At 71.9% G+C, this 15,390-nt stretch carries 11 protein-coding genes; 7 read left to right on the top strand and 4 right to left on the bottom strand.

Annotated elements, in window-relative coordinates; translation table 11 throughout:
* The first annotated feature begins 1 nt into the window (after position 1).
* Positions 2-874: an SDR family oxidoreductase gene (locus ACZ7EC_RS23985; RefSeq protein ID WP_471065528.1), complete on the top strand. Its 873-nt coding sequence runs from the start codon at positions 2-4 to the stop codon at positions 872-874.
* A gap of 307 nt (positions 875-1,181) precedes the next feature.
* The gene (locus tag ACZ7EC_RS23980) at positions 1,182-1,628 is read left to right on the top strand and encodes a VOC family protein (RefSeq protein WP_471065526.1); all 447 of its coding nucleotides are present in this window, start codon (positions 1,182-1,184) and stop codon (positions 1,626-1,628) included.
* A 203-nt stretch (positions 1,629-1,831) separates the two neighbouring features.
* On the opposite strand, the gene ACZ7EC_RS23975 is transcribed toward ACZ7EC_RS23980, so the two are convergent.
* Positions 1,832-2,524: a DUF4232 domain-containing protein gene (locus ACZ7EC_RS23975; RefSeq protein ID WP_471065525.1), complete on the bottom strand. Its 693-nt coding sequence runs from the start codon at positions 2,522-2,524 to the stop codon at positions 1,832-1,834.
* 548 nt (positions 2,525-3,072) lie between these two features.
* Between ACZ7EC_RS23975 and ACZ7EC_RS23970 the strand changes: the two genes are divergently transcribed.
* From ACZ7EC_RS23970 to ACZ7EC_RS23955, 4 genes are all read left to right on the top strand, one after another.
* Positions 3,073-3,783, top strand: coding sequence for a DUF4232 domain-containing protein (locus ACZ7EC_RS23970; protein WP_471065523.1), 711 nt, complete (start codon positions 3,073-3,075; stop codon positions 3,781-3,783).
* A 975-nt stretch (positions 3,784-4,758) separates the two neighbouring features.
* Positions 4,759-5,220 (top strand): TNT domain-containing protein, encoded by a 462-nt coding sequence (locus tag ACZ7EC_RS23965; protein ID WP_471065521.1) that lies wholly within the window; start codon positions 4,759-4,761, stop codon positions 5,218-5,220.
* A 403-nt stretch (positions 5,221-5,623) separates the two neighbouring features.
* The gene (locus ACZ7EC_RS23960; protein ID WP_471065769.1) at positions 5,624-7,213 is read left to right on the top strand and encodes a PP2C family protein-serine/threonine phosphatase; all 1,590 of its coding nucleotides are present in this window, start codon (positions 5,624-5,626) and stop codon (positions 7,211-7,213) included.
* Positions 7,210-8,286 carry a cobalamin B12-binding domain-containing protein gene (locus tag ACZ7EC_RS23955; RefSeq protein ID WP_471065519.1) on the top strand — a complete coding sequence of 359 codons (1,077 nt, stop codon included), beginning with the start codon at positions 7,210-7,212 and terminating at the stop codon, positions 8,284-8,286. Before ACZ7EC_RS23960 ends, ACZ7EC_RS23955 begins: the two co-directional genes overlap by 4 nt.
* Before the next feature lie 64 nt (positions 8,287-8,350).
* Here ACZ7EC_RS23955 and ACZ7EC_RS23950 read toward each other — a convergent pair whose 3' ends face one another.
* A complete protein-coding gene (locus ACZ7EC_RS23950; RefSeq protein WP_471065517.1) occupies positions 8,351-9,439 on the bottom strand; it encodes an alcohol dehydrogenase catalytic domain-containing protein in 1,089 nt (362 codons plus the stop codon).
* A 102-nt stretch (positions 9,440-9,541) separates the two neighbouring features.
* On the opposite strand from ACZ7EC_RS23950, the gene ACZ7EC_RS23945 reads away from it, so the two are divergent.
* On the top strand, positions 9,542-10,435 hold the full coding sequence (locus ACZ7EC_RS23945) for a LysR family transcriptional regulator (protein ID WP_471065516.1): 894 nt from the start codon (positions 9,542-9,544) through the stop codon (positions 10,433-10,435).
* Positions 10,436-10,653: 218 nt separating this feature from the next.
* Here ACZ7EC_RS23945 and ACZ7EC_RS23940 read toward each other — a convergent pair whose 3' ends face one another.
* Both ACZ7EC_RS23940 and ACZ7EC_RS23935 read right to left on the bottom strand, forming a co-directional pair.
* Complete coding sequence (locus ACZ7EC_RS23940; RefSeq protein ID WP_471065514.1) at positions 10,654-11,235, bottom strand: peptidase inhibitor family I36 protein; 582 nt, start codon at positions 11,233-11,235, stop codon at positions 10,654-10,656.
* A gap of 220 nt (positions 11,236-11,455) precedes the next feature.
* Complete coding sequence (locus ACZ7EC_RS23935) at positions 11,456-15,292, bottom strand: nSTAND1 domain-containing NTPase (protein WP_471065512.1); 3,837 nt, start codon at positions 15,290-15,292, stop codon at positions 11,456-11,458.
* Positions 15,293-15,390 lie beyond the last annotated feature (98 nt).

Raw genomic sequence — 15,390 nt, 5'->3', positions numbered from 1 at the left:
AATGACCATCATGCCGATCGTCGTCACCGGAGCCACCGGCCAGCTGGGCAGGCTCACCATCGAGGCACTGCTGCGGCGCGGGATCCCGGCCGCGGACATCGTCGCGACCGGCCGGGACATCGCCCGGATCAAGGACCTGGCCGACCGAGGCATCACCGTACGCCGCGCCGACTTCGCGGACACCGACAGCCTGGCCGAGGCATTCGCGGGGGCGGACAGGCTGCTGCTGATCTCGGCCTCGGTCCCCGTGGGCGAGCGGGTCGCCAACCACCGCCGCGTGATCGACGCCGCGGCGTCCGCAGGCGTGTCGCTGGTGGCGTACACGAGCACGACGCACGCGGACACGGCCACGACCGTCATCGGTGCCACGCACGGCGAGACCGAGGAGTACCTGCGGGACCGCGGAATCCCCAGCGTGCTGCTGCGCAACGGCTGGTACCTGGAGAACTACACGAGCCAACTGCCGCAGATCCTGCAGAACGGCACCGTCGTCGGCGCCGCGGGCGAGGGGCGGATCAGCGCCGCGTCGCGCGCCGACTACGCCGAGGCCGCGGCGGTCGTCCTCACCACTGAGGGTCACACCGGCTCCGTGTACGAGCTCGGTGGCGACGAATCCTTCACCCTCACCGAACTCGCCGCCGCCATCTCCGCTGCGGCCGGAAAGCAGGTCACCTACGCCGACCTCCCGGTGCCCGACTTCGCCCGGATACTGGCCGGCGCGGGCCTGCCCGCCGAGCTGGCGGAGGTCCTCGCCGACGCCGACCGCGGCATGAGCCGCGGCGAGATGTACACCGACTCCGGCGACTTGCGCCGCCTGATCGGCCGCCCGCCCGTGACCCTGGCCGAGGCACTCGCGGTCGCCCTGCATCGCTGAGGTCGAACCTCTGGCCGCACTGCGCCAGGGCCCCCGGTCTTGTGCGCCAGACGGCGGTGTGCGAGGGTCCGTTCGCCGAAGGGGCCCTCATCCGCCCGTACGCCGGAAACTCCAGGGCCTGACGACGGGTGCGGGCGCGCACATCGATTGCGAGCCGATCACCCAGCTTCGCCGTTGCCTCGGTGCGTGCACCGGCGCGTTCCGCACCGGCGACGTCGTCTGCGTGCTGGCACCGCATCAGGCGACGTTCGCCCTGGGGTAGCGTTGCTGCTGGGTGGCGATCTCCTACCGGCGCTTGGGGCTATGCATGAGCCAGCAGTTGAACCTGGTGACACTGGGTGTCGGGGACTTGGAAGTCAGCCGCCAGTTCTACAGCCACGGCCTGGGCTGGACACCGCTGCTCGATCTGGACGAGATCGTCTTCTACCAGATCGGCAAGGGACTGGCCCTGGCCCTCTTTCCTCTGGCTGAACTCGGTGCCGACACCGGGCATCCGGCAACGGCCGGCACGTCCTTCACCCTCGCCCAGAACCTCGGCTCACCCGCCGAAGTCGACGAGGCCGTGCAGCGGGCCCGTGCGGCAGGAGCGACTGTCCTCAAAGAGCCGCAGCGCGCGGCGTTCGGCGGCTACCACGGCTACTTTGCCGACCTTGATGGCCACCGCTGGGAGGTGTGCCACAACCCCGGCTGGTCGGTCGCGGACGACGGCACCGTGACACTGACGGCCGTCGAGGCAGCCGACGCGGAGGATTGACCTCATCGAGCGCGACCCACACACCAGACCCGGCGACGGCCACGGCCCCGACATGATCCCGTCTCCCTGGTCCACCCCGCGCGCCGGAGCCCACCGCACGGTCGGGGTTGGACCAATACCTCGGCGGTAGGACGATCACGTCGTAGGCGTCGACGATTTCGGCCACCGCCGCGGCGAGCGGACGCGTCGGGTGGGGTGTACGGTCAGCCGCCCTGGCCGGCGCTGCCGACCGGGCCGACCGTCACCTTGGAGGTGGTTTCGTCCGTGACGGGCAGCGTGGCGGCGCCGGGCCACTTGAGGGTGACCGTCTTGGTCTCGTTCGGCGGCGTCACCAGCAGTCCGGTGATGCGGACGCCGGAGCCGCCCGTGTCGTTGGCCGGGTAGTGGATGCCGAAGGCGATCGACTGCCCGTTCTTCAGGATGGTCGAAGTGGCCTTCTCCCCCGTGCGCTTCGCGGACAGCGAGCCTTCCCTGAGCTGCAGGTCGACGCCGGCGTAGCCCGAGATCGTGCAGTCCCGGCCACCGTGGTTCTTCATCGTCACCGCGACGGTGCGATCCGGGTCGCCGTCGATGGTGTTGTCCGCCGCCGTGATCTCCAAGTCGTCGGTACGGCACCATGCGGTCTTGCCGGTGCCTGCCGCTCCGGATCCGCTGCCGGCGGCCGTGCCCTGCGCGGAGGAACCCTTGCCCGCCGAGCCGGCGCCGTCGGAGTCGTGCGTGCCACCGCCCTGACCGGAGCCGCTGCTCGCTCCCGCACCACCGTCCTGGGAAGAAGCGGTGGCCGCGGCCGACGGGTCGCTCTGCCCCGTCGTACCGCCGCCGTCGTTCTGACAGGCGGTGAGCGAGAGGCCCGCGGCGACAGCCAGAGCGGCGAAGGTGAGCTTGTGAACGCGCATCGTTTTTCCTCTGATCGGTTGGGGTCATCGGCCGCTCGGAACCGTCCCGCACACCTCCTCGTGAGTCGGCGGGAATCGGTACCGGCAAGCGCTTCTGATCAACAGGACCGCTCGTTCAGGACGAGCCGTTCCCCCGAACGCCCCTCGGATACAAGCCTGTTACGCACGCCGTGGCGCAACGCATGCCACCACTGGCCGCGCCGGCCCCTGCCGCCTGCCGGAAACCAGCTCCGACTGGGACAGACCCGTGACCCGGTGGATCTTGACCAGTGCCCCGAGCGCGGTGGCCACGACCAGCCTGCCAGGACGGACGCTCCGTGCTGGACACGACCGGTTCAGTGCGGTTCCGGCAGTCGTGCCATGCCGGTTCACCGGGTTCGCCCCGCTTCGCGCAAGGGGATGTCACGGGCCGTCAACTGGTCTGTCACAGCGGCACCTTGATTCGACTCGTATCGCAACGGCCGTCCGGAAGCAGGCATCCCCAAAGACGAACGACAGCGGCTCGCCAGTTCGAGCGGGCCGCACAAGACCACTTCGCAGGAGTGCACATGCGTGTCAAGAAGATCTCCGCCCTCGCCGTGATCGTCGCCGCGGCCGGCCTCTCGCTGACCGCGTGCGGCGGCAGCGACGGCTCGAACACGGCCGCACCGGACCGCACGCATGCTTCCGCGAGCAGTTCCACGGGCGGCCAGGACACCGCCGGCGCTTCCTCCGGCACTTCCAGCGACACCAGCGGCGGCAGGGGAACCACCGCCGGCGGGCTGAGCGATAACGGCACCGGCGCCGGCGGCGGCACAGGGAAGAAGGCCGCCGCCCGGACCGGGACCACCGCGTCGGGCGCCCCGTGCAAGACCGAGCACCTCGGCTTCAGCGCCGCCTCCGCAGGGATCAAGAACGAGATCGTCGTCAACCTGAAGAACAGCGGCTCCGCCACCTGCAGCATGCACGGTTTCCCCGGCGTCCAGCTCCTCGGTGCCGACGGTCTGGGCGACAAAGGCCCCGACGCCGCCCGCACCGACACCACCGCACCCACCGTCACCATCGCCCCCGGTGAGGAGACCCGCTTCCTCCTCCACTACATCCCCGACACCAGCGGCTCCGGCAAGACCTACACCAAGCTCGCCGTCACCCCGCCCAACGAAACCGTCCTCGACGTCATGGACCTCGACGGCCAAAACATCACCATCCCCGCCACCACCGGCAACGCCCCCGACGTCTACGTCGACCCCATCGGCTACCACACCGGCACCGGCAAGTGACTTCGCGGGGTGCGTCGGCCGGGAGCAGTTGGACGTCGCGCCGGCTGGCACGCGGGCTGGTGGTGGAGGTCGGCGTCGATGTCGCTCGCAGCGCCTCCGGCCGGCGGCGTCACCCCCACTCGCGGGCACCGCGCCCGGCCCGACCTGCTCCCCGCCGACGTCTCCCCCGTCTGACCACGCCGCTGCCCTGACGGCAGCGCGGCGGCGTCCGACTCGCGACCAGCTCAGCGACGCGCGCGAGCGTGGCGGCGGCGACCCGCATCGTGCATCCCGCCCCGTCTCGCGGCATCGATACCGCTGACCGAACCGGGTCTCCGCGGCCCGGTCGCCATCGGCGATGTCCGAGCCCGGCTTTCACCGCCGCAGAGGCAGGATCTCCGCGCCGAACACGCGGGCCACCGCGGCCTCCGGGACCGTGCGGTTGGTCGGCCGCGGGCTCTGCCGCCCGATGCGGACGGGGGTGGCGACCACGACCGCGACCGGCAGCGTCTCGTGCCGCTTGGCGGGGCGACCAGCGGCTCGCTCACCGACCGAGTGACATCGGTGGCGTCGACGATCTGACGTCCGGCTCCGATGGTGCTCCCCCGCGCCGGCCGGCGCGTACGGCGATGCCGTTCGGCTGCCCGTGCGTACTTGCGCCGCCATCCGAGTGGCCACCCGTGGCAGCTTCCGCAGCGCCCCGAGGACGAGCGGGTGCACTGAACGGCGTCCGCAGAGGGGGGCACAGTCGAGGAGACATCGCATGCGCGTTTCGCGCAGAATCGCAGAGAGCGCCGCGCTCTCGCTCCTGCTGGTGGGCATCTCGCCCGCCACCCCCAGGCCGCAGCGGCCGAGAACCGGAACGGCGTCACCTGCCCGACCCAGCACCGGGACACCGCGACGAGCAAGGCGCCGTCCCCGCAACTGCAGCCCTACCACGGCAATGACTGGCGCCTCGGCCCCAAGGTACTCCCCCGGACCGGCCCCATCGCGAGGATGCTGCGGGGCTACCGCCCGGAGGGACCCACCTCGCGGTACTGGTTCCTCGGGTGCTACTGGCAGACGAACCCGCAGAACGACCCGCAGGTCGGCGGCTGGTGGTACCCGGACAACAACGGGTTCGTGCTCCGCAACGGCCGCCCCGTGGAGCGGGCGCTGACGCTCCGGAAGGGGCAGTTGCTCGACCTCTTCGGCAGGGGGGACACGGGTCACTTCCTCGCACCGAAGGGCACGCCGTACGCCAAGCGCGCGATCCCTCCGAGCAACCTCGACGAGTACAACGCCTCCGACCCTTCGTTCAACTACCACCTCTACCAGGTCACCGCGGACTTCACGGTCGAGGCCGGTCCGGTGAGGCCCTGGTTCAACCAGCCCGGACTCGGCACCCAGTACTACACGAGCACCGTCGTCGGGGACCTGAAGGCCCAGGGGAAGCTGAAGGAGATCGCCGGCACATGACCGTGTGCCGGGAACCTCACCGGTGCCGGTGGTGACGGAACTCGGGACGCGACACGGGGCAGGCCGGGCCTGACGCCGGGCGTGGCCTGCCCTACGGGGACGACGGCCCCGGCTCACGACGCAGGACTGCGACGCCGGCCTGGCCCGGACGTCCCAGGAGCGGTCGGCCGTGAAGAGGACGGGCGTGGCGGGCCCGCGGGAGGCTCGGTGCAAGGTTGCGCAGGCGACATGCGGCGGGAGATGGTTGCAGTAAGACAATATTGACCAGCGCAGAGAGGCGGTTGGGTGCGCACGGTGCGCTCCCCTGCTTGTGATTCCTTCACCCGTCCCTCCCGCGCACGCGAGCGGCTCCGCCGCGCTCTCCGAAGCCGCGTGGCGCAGGGCCCCGTACCCGGCCCTGGTGATGGACCGGGCCGGCACGGTCATCGACGTCAACGACCGCGCCCGCCGTCTGCTCGACCACGACCGGGACGCGGCCCCATCGAGTCTCGTGGTGCCCATCTGGCTCGCGCGGGCGCATCAGGCGAGGACGGGCGCGGACCCCGGTTCCGGCGGCGCTCCTCCTGTCTCAGGGGTGATCGCCGAGCGCACTTTCGAGGCGCATTGCACCGTCGTCGGCGGCGCGGGGGAAGTCGTGTGGTCGCTCGTGGACAGCACCGACCTGCACCTGGCGCAGCGGGCCCTGGCTCAAGAGCGGGAGCGCGCGAACCTGCTCGCGCAGATCTCCAGCACGCTGCTGTCGTCATTGAACGTCGAGCGCTGCATGGAAGTGACCGCGCGGATGGCCGCTGATCACCTCGCGGACGCGGCCGTCATCGTCTCTCCCGCGCAGGGGCGACGGCACCCGCTCACCTACGCCCAGGCCGGAGGCGAGGTCACGCAGAGCACCGGCGCGATCGACCCGGCGGCCGTGCCGGGGCTGGCCGAGGCACTGCAGGGCTTCCCACCGGTACCGACCCGCTGGATCAGCCCCGCCGACATTCCCGGCTGGGCCATCCCGCCCGGTTTCACCGGCCCCATCGGTTCCGCGATCGTCACGCCACTGCCCGGCCACGGCGTCCCCGCCGGCGTGCTGATCCTGCTGCGCGCGAGTTCGCACACGGCGTTCAGTGACGGCGAGGAGGTCTTCGCACGGTTGTTCGCCGCCCGAGCGGGTACCGCGCTGTCCGCCGCCCGCCTCTACAGCGAGCAGGCCACCATCACCGCGGCGCTGATGCGTGATCTGCTGCCGCCGATGCTGGAGCGCGTGCACGGCGTCGACTACGCCGGCCGCTACCGGGCCGCCAACGACCACGAGCGCATCGGCGGCGACTTCTACGACGTCCACCCCGGAGCGGACCCCGCCCAGGAGACCTTCGTCGTACTCGGCGACGTGGCGGGCAAGGGCCTGGAGGCCGCTGTGCTGACGGGCAAGATCCGCAGCGTGCTGCAGGCTCTGCTGTCGCTGTCGGGGGACCACCAGCACATCCTCGCCCTGCTCAACGACGCGCTGCTCGCCTCGCACCACTCGCGGTTCGCCACGCTGGTCCTGGCCTCGGCACGGCGGCGGGCGGATCGGGTGCACCTGCGGCTGACCAGCGCCGGGCACATGCCCCCGCTGATCATCCGCAACGACGGGCGGGTGGAGGAGGCCGCCACTTCGGGGCGGCTGGTCGGAGCCCTGCCGCAGGTCGCTTCCACCACGGCGCACGCCGTTCTCGCTCCCGGCGAGACCTGCCTCCTCTACACCGACGGCATCACCGAAGCCCGCGGCGGACCGCTGCAGGACGAGTTCTTCGGCGAGCAACGCCTGAGACGGGCACTGGCCGAATGTGCCGGGATGCCCGCGGAAGCGGTCGTGGAGCGGGTGCAGATGCTGGCCGCCCAGTGGCTGGGCCACGCACGCCACGACGACATGGCCACTCTCGCCATCAGCGCGCCCAGGACCGGCCCCCTCACGCTCGTGCGCGGCGACGAGGACCGACAGCGGCATCGCGGCAGGAGCAACCCGTGAGCATCCCCCACCCCGCATGGGTGAGCGAACTGGGCGACCGGCTGTGGGCGGCTGCCTCCGCCGGCGACGAGTACACAGCCGTCGGCGTCATCGACGACGCTCTCGCCGCCGGCCGCGACAGGGAGACACTGCTGCTGGAGGTGATCGGCGCGGTCCAGGAGAAGGTCGGCGTCGAATGGGCCGCCAACCGCATGACCGTGGCGCAGGAACACGCGGCCACCGCCATCAACGAACGCGTCATCGGCGCCCTCGTCCACCGCGGCCGGACCTCGTCCAGCACCGCGCGCGGCCGGGTCACCGTCAGCTGCGTGGACGGCGAATGGCACGCCCTGCCCGCCCGCCTGGTGGCCGAAGTGCTGCGGCTGCGCGGCTGGCAGGTCGACTACCTCGGCGCGCAGACGCCCACCGCGCACCTGATCTCCCACCTGCACGCCACGAACCCGGACGCAGTGCTGTTGTCCAGTTCCCTGCCCACCCGCCTGCCCACCGCGCACACCGCCATCGCCGCGTGCCAGGCCGTAGGCGTCCCCGTGCTGGCCGGTGGACGCGCCTTCGGTACCGACGGCCGCTACGCCCGGTCCCTGGGCGCCGACCGCTGGGCGGCCGACGCCCGAGGCGCCGCCGCCGTGCTCGAAACGGGACTGAGGCGGCCTGATGCGACCGCCGCCCGTCAGACGGTGGACGACCTGCCGCACCTGGCCGACCAGGAGTACACGATGATTGCCCGCTCTCGCGGGCAGCTGATCGGACAGACCCTCGTCGACCTCGAAGACCGCTACCCTGCGATGCGCTCCTACCGCCACGACCAGCGCGAGCGCACCGCCGAGGACATCGCCCACATCGTCGACTTCCTCACCAGCACCCTCTACGTCGACGACTCCGAGCTGTTCACCTCGTTCGTGACGTGGACCGCCGACGTCCTGAACGCACGCGCCGTCCCCACCCGTTCACTGAGCACCGCACTGGCCGTCCTCAGCGAGCAGTTGCACGACTTCCCCCGCGCCACCGCCCAGCTCGAAGCCGCCCTCGTCCGCCTCGCCGACCCCGCGCCCGGACCAGGCACCCACGCATAGACTCCCGCGGCTCCTTCCGTATCGCCCTCGACCGCCGAACCGCCGCTTGGATCAGCCGGTCTTGTCAGCGAGCCGGTGGGGTGAGGGCGGTGCGGTCGAACGGGCCGCCATGTGAGGCGGCGTACGTGACCGCGTCGTTGACGGCGTCGAGGCCGAACGACCGGACCCGTTCGGGGGCGAGGTCCAGGGCGCTCGAGGCGAGGAGCCGGATGATGCCGACGTTCGCCGTGCGCGGGTACATCCACTGGCCGCGCACGGTGATCGAGTTGCGCATCATCCATCGGTACGGGAGTGCGAGGTCGTCGCCGCCGAGCATGCCGACGCCGCCCATGAGGACGACGCGGCCGTATTCGCGCACGGTCATGGCTGCCGTGCGCGCTGCCGAGCCGGGTGCGCTCGGTGGCAGCAGGTCGATCACCATGTCGATCGGGCCGTCGGCTGCCGCGGACATCGCCGCGCGGTCGCCGGCCTCGTCCCCGGTGAGCGGGACCGGGCGCACGAGCGGACCGAACCGGTCGGCGAGGAGGTCGAGCGCGGTCCGGTTGCGGCCCGGAGCGACCACGCGGCCCGCCCCCATGGCGAGTGCGACCGCGACCGCGCTGCTGCCGAGGTTGCCGGTGGCCCCGCTGACGAGCAGCGTCTCACCGGCCGCGAGCCCGCCGGCCAGCAGCCCGCCGTAGGGGATGACGTGCACGCCGAGCGCGGCCCAGCGGGCCGGGTCGTCCCCCGCCGCCGCGGGCAGCGGAAAGACGTTCTCCGTCGGGACCCGCATGAGCTCGGCGAACGAACCGTCGTGCAGGTACTCGGCGAGGCGCGCGCCGCCCTCCCCGCGGGAGCTCCAGCCCTGGAGCGTGATGTCGGGCGTCAGCGCGTCGTCCCGCGAGCGCACCGTCGAGTCGCACCACACCAGATCACCGGGGCGCAGCCGGGTGGCGTCCGGGCCCACGTGGACGATCCGTCCCACGCCGCCGATGCCGGGCACGACGGGAGGGACCAGGGGGTAGTTCCGCTCGCCGCTGAAGACCTCGGCTGCGTACGGGGCCACGCCGGCGGCGAGGACCTCGACCACCACCTCGCCGCCCCCGGCCTCGGGATCGGGAACCTCCCGCACCGTGAGCGGGGCACCGAACTGCGTCAGAACTGCTGCTCGCACGTGATGACCTCCGTGTTCGTCCGTGTTCACCGCACCCGAGACTAGGAACCCGGCGGGCATGCGGGAAGCGACGATCAGGCATCTGTGGTATGCACATTCCGCATGGACATCTCCAGCACAGGACTACGGGTCCTGCGGCAGATCGCCGAGTCCGGCAGCTTCACCGCGGCGGCCACCCGGCTCGGCTACACCCAGTCGGCGGTCTCACGCCAGGCCGCCTCCCTCGAACGAAGCGCCGGCACCGCCCTGTTCGAACGCCGCCCCGACGGAGTGCGGCTCACCCCCGCGGGTCTGGCTCTGCTGCGCCACGCTCGCACGATCCTGGACTGCCTGACGGCGGCCGAGCGCGACCTCACCGGCACCGTCCCGCAGACCGAACCGGTGCGGCTCGGACTGTTCCCGAGCGCGGGCACGGCCATCCTGCCTCTCTCACTCACCCGCCTCGCGGCGACCGACCCGCAGATCACGGTCACGACCACCGAGGGCACCACGCCCTCCCTGATCCGGGCGCTGCGCGCGGGCTCGATCGACCTCGCCGTGCTGACGTCCCGCCCGCCCCACCGACCCCTGGACGGCGAGTCCCCGCGCCTGCACGTCGAGACCATTGCCGACACCGAACTGGTCGTGGCGGTGCCCTCGACCGGAAAGTTCGCCGGCCGCACCGCGGTCCACGTCGACGAACTGGTCGACGCCCCGTGGATCGCCGCCCCGGCGTCGAGCGCCGAGCCACTGCTCGGCGTCTGGCCCGGCCTGCCCGGACGGGCGGACATCGTCCACTGCGCGCGCGACTGGCTGACGAAGCTTCAGCTGGTCGCCGGCGGCTTCGGGGTGACAACGGTGCCCTTGCGGCTCTCGCCCGTACTGCCGCCCGGAGTGAGCCTGCTGCACGTCGAAGGCGCGCCTCCCGAGATCCGCAGGGTTCTCGTGGCGCGCCTCCCCGGCCGCCCCACCCCAGCGATCGCGGCCGTCACCCGAGCAGTTGCCTCGACCACCTGACACGTCCTGGAGGCAGGCCGGTTCTTTCCCGGTATCGAGGAAAATCCGAGCCTCGGAGCGCTGCCCCGCGGGATCGACGACGATCGCAGGCAGTCGGATCAGGCCCGCTGCCAGGGTCGTTCGGCGAGCAGGACGCGGAACGCTCGGCCGGAGGAATCCGGCCGAGCGCCCCGCGGTGCCCCGGTGGGAGACGCTCGCTCAGGCGGGCACCGCTCCGGTCAGCAGTTGACGATGCTGTGGACCGAGGACCAGTTCCCGGTGGCGTCCCAGCTCGGCGCCGGGGGCGTCTTGTACACGAAGGCCCCGGTGGGCCCGTACATGTAGGCCACGGTGCCGTCACTCTGCTCGTTGTCCCACGACCCCGGCCCGGACCAGGTGCTGACGTAGTAGCGCTTGCAGCTGTACATGTCGAGTTCGGAGCCGGTGTAGTACGTCTTGCTGTACGCGCACATGTGCAGGTGGTCGGCCCCACCGCCGGCGCAGGGGTCGGAGAACGGGGCCGCCCCGGTCCCGGCCGTCAGGTCGCGCGGGTGCGCCTCGCCCGGCACCGCGAGGTAGAGCGTCGCGCCGTCCAGCTGGATCCGGTTGGGCGCCACCTGCTTCCCGCCCAGGGAGGCCAGGTCGCGGTTCACCTCGTCCTGGAGCGCGCCGGCCTGGGCCGCGGTCAGCCCCGCGGCCCGCGCCTGCGCCGTGAAACCGGCGGCCGAGTGGGGAGCCGCGGAGGCCGGGCTCCCCGCCAAGAGGGCCGAGAGCATCAGCAGCAGGCCCGTGGCCAGTAACGTCGTGATCTTCGTTCGCATCAGGGATCCCATCCTGTCGTCGGCTGTGAGGACGATGGGGCCGGCCCGCCTGGCGCGACTCGCACCGCCGGTGAGCTCGCACCCCACGACCACGGGTCTACCGGCGACGTCGTTGTCCTGTGTCGGACCCGAGGCGCAGGACAACAACCGCCTGACAACGGCCGCAGGGGGTGCGGGCGGGACCGGTGGCGGCCCGGAATCTCGCGGACGGGCGTCCGCGTCAGCGGCACACCTTCGGCAAGGGGGACGAGGGCACGAAGCGGTGCCATACCCGTGCGGTCAGGACACCGGTCGTGGCGGCGCAGACCCGGTGGACGGCGGCGTCCGGGTTCAGGGACGTCAGCTGAACGGTGTGGTCGTCGCCCGCGCTCGCGATGGTGCGGCCGTCGGGGCTCAGCACCGCCTGGTCGACCGGTCCGGTGTGGCCGCCGACAGGGCCGCCCGAAGCGGTGGGCGCGGTCGGGTCGGCGACGTCCCACAGCCGGATGGTGCCGTCGTCCCCGCTGCTGACGACGGTTCGCCCGTCGGGGCTGAACGCCACGGACAGCACGAAGCTGGTGTGCCCGGCCAGCGGTGCGGACAGGGCCGCGGGGTGGCGGCGGTCGCTGACGTCCCACAGGCGTACGGTGTGGTCGTCGTTGGCGGTGGCGACGGTGCGGCCGTCGGGGCTGAAGGCCACTGATCCGACGCCTCCGGTGTGCGCGGACAGCGGCGGGCACCACGAACGGGGGTGGGTGGGGTCGGTCACGTTCCACAGGCGGGTGGTGTCGTCGGCGCCGGCGCTTGCGAGGGTGTGGCCGTCGGGGCTGAAGGCCAGCGCTCGTACGGTGTTGCCGTGCGCGGTGATCGGGACGCCGAGCCGACGGGGGCGGGTGGGGTCGGTGACGTCCCACAGCCGCACCTCGTGGTCGTAGCCGGCGCTGGCCAGGATACGGCCGTCGGGGCTGAAGGCGACCGTGGTGACGGCGGCGTGGCCCGGATCGGTGGTCCGCTCGCTCAGCTCGTGCGCGCGGGCCGGGTCGGTGACGTCCCACAGTCGCAGCGTGCCATCGCGGCCGGCGCTGGCCAAGAGGCGGCCGTCGCGTTGGAAGGCGAGCTGGTTCACGGCGTTGGCGTTGCCGAGCAGCGGGGTGCCGATGGAGGTTGGCCGGCCGGGTGCGGCGGTGTTCCACAGCCGGATCGCGCCGTCGGTGGCGCCTGCCGCCAGGACGCGGCCGTCGGGGCTGAAGGCGACGGTGTTCTCGTAGCTGGGGGTGGGCAGTACGGTCCGGGGCAGGTCCCACAGCCGGACCGTGCTGTCGGCGCCGGCGCTGGCCAGAGAGTGGCCGTCGGGGCTGAAGGCGAGCCACCACACGTATCCGGTGTGGCCGGTCAGCGGCGGGCACAGCGCGATCGGGGCCGAGGGGTCGGTCACGTTCCAGAGGCGGACCGTCTGGTCGGCGCCCGCGGTGGCCACCACCCTCCCGTCAGGGCTGAAGGCCACCGCGTAGATCGTGTTCGTCGCCGCGCCGGGGACCTTGCCCAGGGCGACTGGCTCTGCCGGGTCGGAGACGTTCCAGAGCCGCAGGCTGAAGTCGTTCCCGGCGCTCGCCATGACATGGCCGTCCTTGCTGAAGGCGACCGCGTACACGGTGTCCGTATGGCCGTGCAGCGGCGAACCCCAGGGTTTCGGGTCCGCGGGGTCGGTGACGTTCCACAGCTGGATGGTGTGGTCGTGGCCGGCACTGGCCAGGGTGCGGCCGTCGGGGCTGAAGGTGGCTGAGGCGATGGGTCCCTTCTGGGCGCGGAGGGGCTTGCCGAGTTCGCTCGCGTGGGCGGGGTCGGTGATGTTCCACAGTCGCACGGTGCCGTCGTCGCCCGCGCTGGCCAGGGTGCGGCCGTCCGGGGCGTAGGAGACCGAGAAGACGATGCCCGCGTGTCCGCGCAATGCGGGCAACGCCGTCGGGTGGTCCGGGTCGGTGAGGTTCCACAGGCGTACGGTGTGGTCACGGCCCGCTCCGGCGAGGGTGTGGCCGTCGGGGCTGAAGGACAGCCACATGATGCCGCCGGCGCGCGCGTGGATCGGGTCGCCGAGCGACGCGGGGTGAGCGCGGTCGGTGACGTTCCACAGCCTGACGGTGTCGTCTTTGCCCGCGGTGGCCATCACATGGCCCAGCGGGCTGAAGGCGACGGCGTAGATCGTGGCGGTGTGCCCGGTCAGCGGGGTCGACAGCGGTGCGCTCTGGGTGCCCAGCAGGTCGGTCGACAGGCGGCTGGTGGGGTGGACGCGGTATCCGGCTGCGTCGAGGCGGGCGGCGAGCGACTGATCGGTGCCGTGTAACTGCTCGGCCTCGGCCTGCACTTCGCCCGAGACGGCGATGTCGCGTTCCGTCCGGGCGGTCGATCGCTGCTGGAAGGCGATTCCGGCCGCGACGACGGCGAGCACGGTCAGTAGGGAGAGCGCGGCCACTGCCGCGCGGCGGCGTCGAATCCCCCGGCCTTGGTGCCGGGCGGAGGCGGCCAGGAATTCCGTCGCTCGCCGGCTCAACCGCCCGCCGTGCGCGTGCGCTTGGGCCCACTCCTGAGCGACGGAGAGCCGGGAGCCGCGGTAAAGCGCGCTCGTGTCGCGGTTTTCGCGCTCCCAGGCCGTGGCGGCGTCGGTGAGCTGTTGCTGGATGAGCAAGCCGGCCCGGTCTTCGCTGATCCATCCGCTCAGTCTCGGCCATGCCTGGAGCAGTGCCTCGTGGGTGATTTCGACGCTGTCCGTGTCGAGGGTGACGAGTCTGGCGCGGGCCAGTGCGTCGACGACGGCTTCCGCACCGGGATCGATTTCATCCCTGGGCAGGCGGCGCTTGGAATCCTCGGTGCCGTCGTTGAGGGACACCAGGCGCAGGAAAATGCCTTGCACGAGGCGTTGCTCCGGCCCGGTGAAGCCGTTGTAGACGGTCTCGGCGGTGTTGGCCAGGGCGTGGGTGATGCCGCCGGCCGACTCGTAACCGCTCAGGGTCAGGGTATTGCCGCGTCTTCGCCGCCAGGTCTCACGCATCGCGTGGGAGACCAGGGGCAGGACGCCGGCCTGCCCCGTTGCCTCGGCCACCACGCGGGCGAGCAAGGGTCCTTCCACCGTGGACTCGGCCTGGACTGCGGGCTGGGTGATGGCCCGGCGCAGCTCATCCGTGGTCATCGGGCCGACAAGCAGGTGCGAGTCCTGGAGCGCATCCACGAGATCGGCGTGCTGTGAGCAAGCGGCGTAGAAATCCGCCCGCACGCCGAGGACGACGCGCGTCCGGCTGTTGGCCGCACCGGCAGCCGTGAGCAGCGAGGCGATGAAGGCGTTCCGTTCGTCCGCGTCCGCGCAGAGGGTGAAGATCTCCTCGAACTGGTCGACCACAAGGAGGAATTCGGTCTTCGGCGGCTGCTGTGCAAGAAGCTGGAGCACGGTCAGATGCAGCGCGCGGGGGTTGGTCCGCAGATCGTCGTGGAGGGCGACGGCGGAGGAGCCGGAGAGCGTGGCGAGCCGTGCCGCGCATTCCTCGAAGGGGTGCGGGCCAGGGGTGAGAACCAGTGCGGTCCACGGTGTCTCGCCGGCGGACACTCTCGGGATCAGGCCGGCCCGCAGGAGCGAGGACTTCCCGGAGCCCGAGGCGCCGAACACCGCGACGAACCTGTGGCCGCGGACGCGGCCTTCCAGGTCGTCGGTGAGCCGTTCGCGTCCGAAGAACCGGTCGGCGTCTGCGGCTTCGAAGGGGCTGAGTCCCGCGTAGGGGCAGTCGTCGTTCCCGTCAGCCGCGTCCGGGAGTTCATCGGCGCGGGCCAGATCGGCCGACAGGCGGTGCCAGCGCTGCTCCCATTCCGCCGTGTCGCCGCCGCACGCGCGGACGTAGGCGAGGGTGACCGGCAGGCTCGGCAGCTTACGGCCGGAGGCGGCGTCGGCGAGGGTGGTCGAGGAGTAGTGCGCGGCGCGGGCGAGCTTGCGGTACGGCGGGGCGCCTGCCTTGTCCCTCAGTTTCCTCAAGTCCGCGGCGAACCTGACCAGATGGGTGTCCTCGTCGTCCAACGGCCGCTCGCTGCGGGGCACGGTCGCCTCCTGCCTGTCCTCGCGGAGTGCTCATTGTGCGGAGCGTGTTGTCCGGCGTCCAGCGGCCGACAGCGGACAACGTCTCGTCCCTTACAAAC

The sequence above is a fragment of the Streptomyces sp. NPDC037203 genome (assembly GCF_055605065.1).
Note: the sequence above shows the minus strand (reverse complement) of the source record. Positions and strands in the feature narration are given on the sequence as shown.

Bases quoted from the DNA above. Each gene is read 5' to 3' on its own strand.
- ACZ7EC_RS23970 (WP_471065523.1), top strand. From the start codon at position 3,073: ATGCGTGTCAAGAAGATCTCCGCCCTCGCCGTGATCGTCGCCGCGGCC.
- ACZ7EC_RS23980 (WP_471065526.1), top strand. From the start codon at position 1,182: ATGAGCCAGCAGTTGAACCTGGTGACACTGGGTGTCGGGGACTTGGAA.
- ACZ7EC_RS23945 (WP_471065516.1), top strand. From the start codon at position 9,542: ATGGACATCTCCAGCACAGGACTACGGGTCCTGCGGCAGATCGCCGAG.
- ACZ7EC_RS23965 (WP_471065521.1), top strand. From the start codon at position 4,759: ATGCTGCGGGGCTACCGCCCGGAGGGACCCACCTCGCGGTACTGGTTC.
- ACZ7EC_RS23975 (WP_471065525.1), bottom strand. From the start codon at position 2,524: ATGCGCGTTCACAAGCTCACCTTCGCCGCTCTGGCTGTCGCCGCGGGC.
- ACZ7EC_RS23985 (WP_471065528.1), top strand. From the start codon at position 2: ATGACCATCATGCCGATCGTCGTCACCGGAGCCACCGGCCAGCTGGGC.
- ACZ7EC_RS23960 (WP_471065769.1), top strand. From the start codon at position 5,624: ATGGACCGGGCCGGCACGGTCATCGACGTCAACGACCGCGCCCGCCGT.
- ACZ7EC_RS23940 (WP_471065514.1), bottom strand. From the start codon at position 11,235: ATGCGAACGAAGATCACGACGTTACTGGCCACGGGCCTGCTGCTGATG.